This window comes from Nostoc sp. FACHB-888, from assembly GCF_014696655.1.
GTDB lineage: Bacteria > Cyanobacteriota > Cyanobacteriia > Cyanobacteriales > Nostocaceae > Nostoc.
This window is the reverse complement of record NZ_JACJQM010000146.1, coordinates 1-10,935: the sequence shown is the minus strand read 5'-3', so window position 1 is coordinate 10,935 and position 10,935 is coordinate 1. Positions and strand designations below refer to the sequence as shown.

Here is a 10,935-nt window from a genome sequence, read left to right as displayed (position 1 = left end):
TTAAAGATTAAGGAAGTAATGGATTATCTCATATCTAAAAATGGAAAACTACAGAAGATATTAGGGTGGTTATTAGATAAATCAAATTCCAAATTATTTTTCTGTTCACAAGTCCAAGCCCGTGGTTTTTATCTTGACTTAATTTATAATTACGAAATTTCTCAGTCATTTGTCTTAAGTAGTAATTTGATTTCTACACTTAATTTATATATTGCTTTAAATGAAACCAACAACAATATAATTAATCACTTATTCGTTTTAGAACACTCACTCTACTGGTTGGTTGTATGCTCTCGACTTTTTACTCCCTATATTCCTTTTAGTAAAAGATTTCGAGAACAAATGATTCAATTTGGTTACGCATTCACTAATGTAGGTAAATCATGTCAGATCCTTGCAGCTAATAATGTAGTTCATATCGATTTTTATAACGGTATACTAAGGCTTTGGCACCAGGTATTAAGTTTTAACTATAATTCAGAAGAAAGTTTCTCAGAGTGGTGGAGAACTTACGGTGAATCTTGGACTTTAGATTTAAAGCAAATAATGAGAAATTACTTAAATCTAGGGCATGAATGGCAATTTGATACAGAGGATAAGGAGTTACTTGAAAAATACTATGCTGTTGGACAGCTTCTAATTAATGGGTTGAATAACTGTAGTATGAATAGCCAAGCCAAATCAAGAATTGAAGCATTACTTTTTCTACCCATTGTCGAAATAGAAAAACACAAATATTAAAGATGAATGCAATCATTTAGATATCAAGCTAAATTAAGTGTGTTAGTAGTTTGTTCCATAAAATACAATAATCGTGACCGTACAATTATCCATATCTGACTTCCAACGTCTTACCCGCATAGTCCAAAATTTACCCGACTTTGCTAATGTGCGCGATCGCCGTCGTTTAGTCGCAGGTGCATTACAAGGTGTAGCCCAAGCAGATATTATCCTAGCACGGCTAGATTTGGATGGTGCGCCAATGGGTGTTTCCGTGGAAGTGGTGCGATTTTTAGCTCAATTTGGACGAGTCGCTTACGAGAAAGAAGCCCTTGCTGTCTTCCTCAACTATATTCAGCCTTACACTGGGGATGAAGATAAAAACTTTATTGTAGAACTATTTCAGAATTACCCGCTTGATGTTCCAGTCAGTCCTAGCCGTGGAATTGGCAACTGGAAGGGAATAGATAGTACCGCTGATATCAAAGAAAAGATTATTGGGGAAAATACATTACGCGATATCTACATTTTAAACTTGGCTCTGGAAGCTTCAAAAGCTGTGGTTCGTATCGCCACTCCAGACGGTTTAGGCACAGGGTTTATGATTGCCCCTGATTTACTAATGACGAACAATCACGTTATTAATAGTCCAGAAGTAGGAGAGGAAAGTGATTTTAGCTTTAACTATCAACTGGATATTAAAGGTAAGCAATGCCCAACACAGACTATTGGAGCTTTAGCCGGAGGTGCTTTTTACACTAACGAAGCATTGGACTATACAGTAGTAACCCTGAAAGAAGTACCCGGCTTCGGCAAGCCTTTAATCTTCAAGAGTAAACTAATGCGGCGAGATGACCGCGTAGCAATTATTCAGCATCCAGGTGGGCATTTAAAGAAAATTTCTATACAGAATAACCTTGTTGCTTACGCTGATAATGAAGTATTACAGTATACTACTAGTACAGAACCAGGTTCATCGGGGTCGCCTGTTTTCGATGATGATTTTCAGGTGGTGGGGATTCACCATAGCGGTGGAATGTTAGTAGAACCAAATACCCAACAAAGGTATTTACGTAATGCAGGAACGAGTGCGATCGCGCTTTTAAATGACTTGAAAAACAATGCGCCGGAAATTTATGCTCGTTTAGCAAAGTAGTTGGTGGATGGGGATAAGTCGCGAGTTAATGAAAAAATTACTGCACCTTCTCAGACCATATATGAAGAATGAGATGGAGCGTTCAGCGTGTTTAATGAGAGCATTAGGAAATGATGCACCTGTGTTGTACCGTCTAGTGTGGGACACGCCTGCGAATGTTTTTATTCCCAATATGGTAAACGAACTGATTACCTTTGGTGAAATCACTCCTGGAGAACCTGCGCTTATTGCTTTATTAAAAGTTATTTATGAAGATGTAGGCGAAGACGTAAAAGCAAGCATAGATGACCTGCTGGAAGAAATCAAATTAAATTTGAAAAAACAATCATCGATTAAAGCAGATGATTTCAACAAACAAAAACTAAGTTTAGTTATTTATGCACCTGTGCATAACCTTGATATTTACATTTTGAATCTAGCTGTTGAAGCTGCCAAAGCCGTTGTGCGTGTGGGTACTTCACAAGCTACGGGTACTGGTTTTATGATTGCCTCCGATTTATTGATGACGAATAATCACATAATCAAAACCCAGGAAGAAGCTAAACAATCAGAATATATCTTCAATTACCAATTGGATATAAATCGTCAAGAATGTAGCACACACACTGCTCAGGGTCAACCGGAGAGTGTATTTCATACAAATGCAGAACTAGACTATACAGTTTTCTGTATAAAAGAAGTACCAGATTTTTACAGTCCCTTAAAACTGAAGAGTAAGTCAATAAATCGTAATGATCATTTAGCAATAATTCAGCATCTCGGAGGAAGTGTCAAAAAAATATCAATGCAGAATACATTTGTTGAATATGCTGACGACAAAGTAGTGCAGTATACTAAAACTACCCTTCCTGGCTCAGCTGGTTCACCTGTATTTGATAACGAGTTTAAGGTAATAGCTATTCACCACAGTGGAGGAAATTTGCTTGAACCTGGCACTAATAAACGTTATTTGAGAAGTCAAGGTACAAGTGCGATCGCATTATTAAATGACCTAAAAAACAACGCACCAGAAATTTATGCAAGATTACAGAGATAATTTAGATGGCAGACCTCAATGGGGAAATCATTCAAGAATTATTGCTTGTCCTTAGACCATTTATGTGGGATAAGCAACAACGTCGATCTTATCTTTTCATTGCTTTAGGGACTAATGCAACCGTTTTGAACCGTCTGGTATGGGATACACCTGTAGATGTATTCATTCCCCAAATGGTAAACGAACTGATATTATCTGGAGAAATTGCCCCTGGAAAGCCTACAATTTGTGCATTATTAGAAGTTATTCGTGAAAATGTAGGTGTAGACAAACAGCTAGAAATTGATAATTTGCAGCAAAGGATTATAGAAGAACTAACAAAAAAAGAAAAGTCAAGTTCAGTTGAAACTGACAAACATAGCAGATTCAAGCGAATGAGCTTCATTACTGAACTGCGAACCCGTTTGATTAGTGACAAACAAGTTTATGACTTATCCCGAAACGAAGAGTTTGCAGAGTTTAACTTTATAGGCTTGAAGGAAACTCCCCTATCAGTAGATTTAGTGGCTTTTACCAAAGCTGATGACTTTACCGAAAAGCAGATTGTGGACCTACGTGATAAGTTTTTCAACATTACGCAAATTGTATCTTATGATTTTGGTTTAAAACCTTGCCCAAGAATGCCAAATGGTCTTTTGGGTTTGGTGTTTGAAGATGAATGTCCTCGTTCTTTAATAGAGTTTATTAAAAAGCAGACAAAAATCTCTCACTGGCAAAGAAGCGCTGTCCTTGTTTCTTGGGTAATTGATGTTAAATATGAGCAAATCCATACCCATAACAATCCAGTTTCATTACTTCCCCCTGTAATGATTATGAAAGATTAGAGTTGTTGGGAAATAGGCTAGAAAATGCTCGAAAGCCAAATTCAGTAAGCATTTGAGCAATTTTAGCTAACAATACTTGAAACTTAGGTGGGGTAAACATTTGAGCGATTTTTTGCGTTATTTCCCAACAAGTCTATTCAGTATTTCCCGGATTAGAATATTTAAAATCTTTTATATATACCTATCGTTCTCCATCTATTCATTTAGATAACGATACAAAAGCAAGTATTCAGAATTTTGGTAGATTAGAATCAAGATTAGAAGAAATTTATAACATTATCAAAAATATGCCAGAGCAACAGTCTAAATATAACTTTCCCAACGCCAAAAGAGTGCAAATTTTTGAGCAAGTTGATACTTACATTGAGAATAACAATATTAATGAGCAAGATATCAAGCAATCATTGGAATATTTGAGACAATTGATCGAAAAATTGCAACAGCAGTATCCTCACGCCAGCGAGGAGCAAGCAGCCGCTATAATTGATGCTGAGTTTAAAGAAATCCAGCGTACTCAACCTCAAAGATGGCAGAAGATATGGAGTCTCAAACGCCTATGGAACGGTGTGAAGAAAGGTTCTCTCAAAGCTGGTGAGCATTTTGTGCAAGAAACACCTTGGGGTAAAGCAATCATTGGCTTTCTTGAAGGTATTACAGATGAGACAGAGTAGTAAGCAATTTGAGGATTACTCACATAATAATTAAGGTTTGGTGCATAGATTTAATAGATGTCTGTAAACAGCGAATTAATGCAAAAAATATTACACCTGCTTAGACCCCGGATGGAGAATGAAAGCCAGCGTCGGGGGTATTTATTCAGGGCATTGGGGACTAATACGCCTGTTCAGTATCAGCTAGCTTTTAATACACCTACGAATGATTTTATTCCTAATTTAGTGAATGAATTAGTTGTTTATGGTGAAATATCCTCTGGTAAACCCGCACTTTGTGCATTATTAAAGGTAATTCGTGAGGATGTGGGCATTGATGTCCAAGCTACTATCGATGCACTGATTGTAGAATTTCTACCGCCAGCAGCAACCCAAACTATTTCTACACCACCACATTTACTGTTTGATTTACTGCTGCAAATAGACTTTAAACAGCAGGTGCGGTTAGTGGAAGATGTATTGGAACAACATCAAACAGCTGCATTCCTGATTCACGGGGAACCTGACTGTGGGCAGGAATTACTGGTTACTCGTTTATTCCGGATCAAATCAGCATGGAAGAATAACTCTCCAATTAAAAATGATGTAACCATTAATGCAGCTTACCGCAGTACTGAACGCTTATGGAAACAACTAGCTCGTTCCTTTGTACTGCCTCAAGATACTAAACCAGAAAATATTATCGATAAAATTTGCGATCGCTGGCAGACTCAAGATGTCATTCTCATCTTTGAAAAAGTTGACTCTATGCCGCCAAAGGTTCTTGTAGGCTGGCTTCAGGAGTTTTGGGAACCGTTAGTAGATAGGGGAAAGCTCAATCCACCACTAAAGGATACGCATTTGTTGATGTTCCTAGTTGATAATTGTGGCAGTGTTTGTAAATCACAAGTCATGCTAGCAAAGGAATTTGATGAACCGGAATATCCCCGTATTCCCCTCTACTTGCCACCCCTTAGTCCGTTTCCACCCGATATCTTAAAAGATTGGCTAAGGGATATGAAAGTCTTTCGTGATTTGCAGATCCCTGCTGATTTAACTTATCAGCGATTATGGGAAAAGTCCGATAACGGCATTCCTCAATTTGTCTATGAAGAAATTTGCACGCACTTTGATTTGAGTTGGGAAGGAGGCTTGGCGAAATGGTTGATTTAGCAAGTGTACTCACTGCCAATGGTAAGCAATATTATGCAGGCAAGCCAATTTCACCCCAAGAGTGTCAAAAGTATGGGCTTTCTCCTTACTTGCCATCTTCAGAACTTATTAAAGCAGTTAACCTTGCCATTTTCTTAGAAAAACGTCCCTTATTGCTCAAAGGTGAACCGGGATGCGGTAAAACCACCTTAGCGCAGGCAGTAGCTTACGAGTTGGGCTTACCCTACGAAACTTGGTATATTAAGTCTACAACTAGAGCCAGGGATGGACTCTACACTTACGACGCTGTTGGTCGTTTGCACGATGCTCAACTTGCTCGCGTGGGGGAAGCTAGCAATTCCAAAGTCGAGAATTTAGACAATTACATCAAACTGGGACCTTTGGGACGTGCGTTTAAAAATGAAAAACGCGCTGTAGTGCTGATTGATGAAATTGATAAAGCTGATATTGACTTCCCCAATGATTTATTGCGAGAGTTGGATGAGCAGAGGTTTACGATTGAAGAGAAGGGAGAAGAAGTAAAAGCAAATTACCCTCCCATTGTCATCGTTACGAGCAACGATGAAAAGGATTTACCTGATGCTTTCCTGCGGCGTTGTCTGTTTTATTATATTCAGTTTCCTTATTCACAGTTAGCTAATATTGTCAAGTCACACTTTTTGGAATCTTCCTCTGATTTGGTGGAAGCTGCGGTGAAGTGTTTTAGCGAATTGCGCCATAAAATGGAGAAGGGGAAAACAGGTAAAAAAGTTAGCACCAGTGAGTTGCTAGATTGGTTTAGAGTGTTGCAGCAATTTCCTGAAGATGAGGTGTTAAAGCAGTTGGAGGGAGAAATACCTTTTCCAGAAGTTCTGTTGAAAAAATGGGAAGACCATCTGCGGTATTTGAAGTATGAAGCTTGAAGAACTACCACTGTTGGATATTTTTAACAGCTTGCGGCGGCATGGTTTGCCGTTGGGGGTTGAAGAATACCTAGTGGTTGTACGTAGTTTAGAAGCGGGTTTTGGAATTAGCAATAAACAGGAATTAGAGCAGCTTTGCTGTATGTTATGGGCAAAGTCTGAGGAGGAAAATCGCCTGATTCGTCGGTTATTTGAGCAGATGTGGCGACATTCTCCAGCAGAATCAAGAAAGGAAGATAAAAGCACAAAAAATAATATTTCCAAACTTACACGGGAAGATTTACAGGTTCCCCCGGTTGAAACACCTTCAATTGATGAGCCATTGCCTGATTTAGAGATAACTCCCACTATCACCCCAGAACCAGTACAAGCAGTCCAAGCTGTGCGGATTAGTCGTGCGGATAGGGAGATAAAACGCCCCCGCTATATGCTTTTGACAGAGTATTTTCCCGTTACCAAACGACAAATGAAGCAATGCTGGCGTTACCTACGTCGTCCAGTGCGCCAAGGAGTAGCCACAGAGTTAGATATTGAAGCGACGGTAGCAAAAATTGGGCGTGAGGGTACTTTACTCCAACCTGTACTTATGCCACCGCGTACAAATCGCACTGATTTGGTGTTACTAATTGACCAGGAAGGCTCAATGGTGCCGTTTCACGATTTATCGCGGCAGTTAGTAGAAACAGCAGAACGGGGAGGACGATTGAGAACAACTAATGTATTTTATTTTCACGACTACCCGGATGAATACTTGTACCGTCATCCGGCAATGCTTGATGCCAAGGCTGTTTCTGAAGTGTTGCAGGAAATTGGCGAACGAGCGGCAGTATTAATTATTAGCGATGCTGGCGCAGCACGGGGGAATTTTGACCAAGAACGGGTTGACAATACTAAGGCATGGATTGACCAGTTACAGCAATCGGTGCGTTATTTTGCTTGGCTCAACCCGATGCCTAGTGAATGCTGGTGGCAAACTACTGCTGAAGAGATTACCCGTTTTGTACCGATGTTTGAAATGAGTTTGCAGGGGATGAATGCGGCAATTAGTGTGTTGCGGGGTCGATATATCGCAGGGGAGGTTATATACTCATGGCTGATGTGACCGCAGATATTAACCAAACCCGTGCAGTCAGGATTGCCCAGCGACGAATTGAAGGGTTTGCCCAGCAGTTTGGGGAAGCACACTGCAACTTGGCTCGTCATGCGGCGTTTCCTTTGGTACTTACACCCGATTTACTCTACCAAATTTGGGCAAACTTTGTCCCCGAAGCCCCTTGGACTGCGGTAGCTCATGTGTTGCTGTCGCGGTTGTGTCGGCAAGTGGGTTATGAAATGTATGAGATGGATATTAGCGATCGAAATCTGTTGTTGCGGGAATTGAAGGAGCAGTTTGAACAGGAACGCTTTGATGATTTGGGAGAATTTTTACTTGATTATGTAGCACAGCGATTGACTGATGATGACACAGATACACGGGATTTACGAGAAGCACAGGAGTGGACAGCGTTAGTTTATACTAAGCCCATTGAGGCAGCGCGGGAGTTAGCCCAGAGATTATCTGAAAGGATGCAACAAGAAGATACGTATGAAGTGTTACGGGTGGCTTCGCTGGTTGAAAGTTATACAGAACCTCTATTAAAATCTGGTTTTGAACCTTTATTAATATATACAAATGGAATAAAAAATTATGTAAATCAAAATTATGAAGTCGCGACAGAAAAATTAAATAATTTATTTGTAGATATTGAATATATCGAAATTGCCGGAATTAACTTAACTCCTCCACCAGAGCTAAATTTGTCACATCAGCAAAAATTTACTATTGATAAAAAACAAGGGAATCATCTAGAAGTAGAAGAACTGGCTGCTCTTAGAAAAATTCAAGATGAGCATAGCACTATTGGTGAGGTGATTAATATTGACTGGCAAACAGTTAGCCACGAGATTCTGTCCGGCCAGCAGAGACTTACCACAAACCCGCTAACATCAGGAGAGGGAATTACCTATCGAACTGAACAGGTGTATGTACCATTAGGTCTGGTAGAGCGTAAAAAGCAACCTCGAATATCTCAAGATGTATCACTTGAGCAAAGTTCGGAGCTTTATCGCCAAATGGAAATTACCCAAAGGTTTGAACATCAACAATTTCTAGAGCAGATACTTAGAGATAGACAAAGCCCCAAAAGTCAGGGAAAACGCATTGCGATTATTGGAGAACCAGGATCGGGAAAAACAACTTTCTTGCAACAGATTGCTCAATGGGTATCACAGGAAATAGAGCAGTCGATTGTGATTTGGGTGTCTCTGGCTGATTTACGATCGCGTGACCTGAAATCATATTTATTAGAAGTATGGTTGCAAGCATCTGCTCGAAGATGTGGACAAGCTCAAGCATCAACCCAAATTAAAGATGATTTTGTGGCTCAGTTTAACCAGGGATTAGTGTGGCTGTTCCTAGATGGGGTGGATGAAATGCAAGGGATAGTGAGTAACCCATTAGGAGAGATTGAGCGGCAATTTCGCACAGAAACTTTACTACAACAGTCCCGGATTGTCCTTTCCTGTCGGTTAAATCTTTGGGATAGTAGTAGTAACTCCTTAGATTCCTTTGATAATTATCGCATCGTAGAGTTTTCCTACCCCCAGCAGGTAGAGCAGTTTATCAACAATTGGTTTAGCCCTCTAGCTTCAGTAAAAACCCAGACAGGGCAAAAATTATGTGCAGCATTAAGAGAATCGGGGAATGAACGAATTCGAGATTTAGTAAAAAACCCATTACGACTGACGCTGTTATGTTCCAACTGGTATTTAAGTGGGGGGGATTTACCAAAAACAAAAGCAGGGTTGTACGAGCAGTTTGTGGCAGATTTTTATGAATGGAAGAAGGATGTGTTTGCAACCACAGCAGAGGAACGCAGACAGTTGAACGCAGCATTAGTTGAATTAGCGCAAGATGCGTTTGAGCAGGAAGTAACAAAGTTTCGGTTAAGCCAGCAATTTGTATGCAAGCATTTAGGTGAGCCGGATAATCCAGATTCTCTTTTTGAGTTGGCGTTACGGTTAGGATTGTTGAATAAAGTAGGTGTCGATGGGGAAAATTATAGACAGGGTGTATATGGATTTTTCCATCCTGCATTTCAAGAGTATTTCGCTAGTTTAGCAATTTCACAAAAAGAACTTGGCTACCAACCAATATACGAGTTGTGGGGTGAAGCAACTTATGGAGAATTAATAAATGTCCAAGATAATCTCAGTTCCGAGCAGGGAATAGACTATACGCATCTGCGAGATTTATTGGCCAATGGCAGTTTAGGTGAGGCTGACGAAGAAACACTGAAGCTTATGGTAAGAGCAGCAAAAAGAGAAGAAGAAGGTTGGCTTGATGCAGAATCCATCAAGAATTTTCCTTGTACTGATTTACAAACTATAGATCAACTGTGGGTAAACTACAGTAATGGAAGGTTTGGCTTTAGCGTACAAAAGCGAATTTGGGAAAGTATGGGAGCAAAACCGAATGCTGATGATGAAAAATGGCTGGAATTTGGTAAACGTGTGGGTTGGAGAGGAAATCACGGAGCGTGGCAAGAATATAAAAATATAAACTTCTCTGAAAATGCACCTTTAGGACATTTACCACTAGCAAAATTGGGTGGTGGTAGATGGACAAATGATATAGCTGCACAAAGGATAATAATATGGGGTTCCTTCATTAAATGGGTATCTTCTCTTGCATTAAGACTTGGAGAATGTGGTTTGTAAATAACCCTACTTAGCTCTTAGCATCAACAATGGGCAATTTAACTCTCTTAAACATTAATCATAAATCAATTAAGGGACGTAGCCTGTCGATTTGTTGCTGTTTATCAATGCCCATTTGCGAACGCACATATTCTAAAAAAATCCAAAGTGCTTGTTTGCCAGATATAGTCTCGCCATAATCTACAAGTTTACATACCATATCTGGTATGAATGACAGCACAGAACCACCCCAGCTAATTTGTTGCAATACAGTTGCATCATTGCCTAAAGCCAAAATCAAGGCATTGGTTAAAAGCATTACAGCTCAAGCGATTTCTTAAATAAAACCTTATGCTCCTCTGTAGGGCGGAACTTAAATCGATTATTTTGGGAACCAATAGTTTCCATTTGCCCATAAGAGCGCATAATCCTTCGCTTGCAATCATAGGCTGCTTGCGGGGCGGTTGTCGCTTTTGGCAAGGGAGAGCGCGATAGCCCAAGCGCTTAAGCGTGAGATGATCGCTCACAGTAGACGCATTCTCACAAAAATACTCTACCGAGTTATTCACTTAGCAGAGTATATAATAACCAATGCTTGATTTACCAGCATTTAGTTTATAAAATAGTATCTATTCATACCTCTGTATAACTACTGTAAATCTTGACCATAGCCTTCCACCACCCCAAGCTAGCGATTGCGTTGTCTTCGCACAGCTCCCGCTGCTCGCAGGCTGTG

Annotated in this window: 10 protein-coding genes; 9 read left to right on the top strand and 1 reads right to left on the bottom strand. The window is 39.9% G+C overall.

The window, feature by feature from the left end:
• The 9 genes from H6G26_RS33970 to H6G26_RS43140 form a co-directional block, all read left to right on the top strand.
• Nucleotides 1-741: hypothetical protein (locus H6G26_RS33970; protein WP_206757577.1), on the top strand; the 741-nt coding region annotated here is incomplete at its 5' end.
• 73 nt (nucleotides 742-814) lie between these two features.
• On the top strand, nucleotides 815-1,876 hold the full coding sequence (locus H6G26_RS44365; RefSeq protein WP_190735451.1) for a trypsin-like peptidase domain-containing protein: 1,062 nt from the start codon (nucleotides 815-817) through the stop codon (nucleotides 1,874-1,876).
• A gap of 7 nt (nucleotides 1,877-1,883) precedes the next feature.
• Nucleotides 1,884-2,912 (top strand): trypsin-like peptidase domain-containing protein, encoded by a 1,029-nt coding sequence (locus H6G26_RS33960; RefSeq protein WP_190735449.1) that lies wholly within the window; start codon nucleotides 1,884-1,886, stop codon nucleotides 2,910-2,912.
• Between the two features lie 5 nt (nucleotides 2,913-2,917).
• Nucleotides 2,918-3,736, top strand: coding sequence for a hypothetical protein (locus tag H6G26_RS33955; RefSeq protein WP_190735447.1), 819 nt, complete (start codon nucleotides 2,918-2,920; stop codon nucleotides 3,734-3,736).
• Nucleotides 3,737-4,023: 287 nt separating this feature from the next.
• On the top strand, nucleotides 4,024-4,407 hold the full coding sequence (locus tag H6G26_RS33950) for a hypothetical protein (protein WP_190735445.1): 384 nt from the start codon (nucleotides 4,024-4,026) through the stop codon (nucleotides 4,405-4,407).
• A gap of 57 nt (nucleotides 4,408-4,464) precedes the next feature.
• The gene (locus tag H6G26_RS33945; protein WP_242054064.1) at nucleotides 4,465-5,559 is read left to right on the top strand and encodes an XRE family transcriptional regulator; all 1,095 of its coding nucleotides are present in this window, start codon (nucleotides 4,465-4,467) and stop codon (nucleotides 5,557-5,559) included.
• Nucleotides 5,547-6,461: a MoxR family ATPase gene (locus H6G26_RS33940; RefSeq protein ID WP_190735443.1), complete on the top strand. Its 915-nt coding sequence runs from the start codon at nucleotides 5,547-5,549 to the stop codon at nucleotides 6,459-6,461. The genes H6G26_RS33945 and H6G26_RS33940 overlap by 13 nt, the downstream gene beginning before the upstream one ends.
• A complete protein-coding gene (locus H6G26_RS33935; protein ID WP_190735441.1) occupies nucleotides 6,451-7,563 on the top strand; it encodes a VWA domain-containing protein in 1,113 nt (370 codons plus the stop codon). Before H6G26_RS33940 ends, H6G26_RS33935 begins: the two co-directional genes overlap by 11 nt.
• Nucleotides 7,551-10,220, top strand: coding sequence for a GUN4 domain-containing protein (locus H6G26_RS43140; RefSeq protein ID WP_242054063.1), 2,670 nt, complete (start codon nucleotides 7,551-7,553; stop codon nucleotides 10,218-10,220). The genes H6G26_RS33935 and H6G26_RS43140 overlap by 13 nt, the downstream gene beginning before the upstream one ends.
• Nucleotides 10,221-10,278: 58 nt before the next feature.
• Here the strand turns inward: H6G26_RS43140 and H6G26_RS33925 are convergent, their stop codons facing one another.
• Entirely contained in the window at nucleotides 10,279-10,518 is a 240-nt protein-coding gene (locus tag H6G26_RS33925) for a hypothetical protein (RefSeq protein ID WP_190735440.1), read from the bottom strand.
• Nucleotides 10,519-10,935 lie beyond the last annotated feature (417 nt).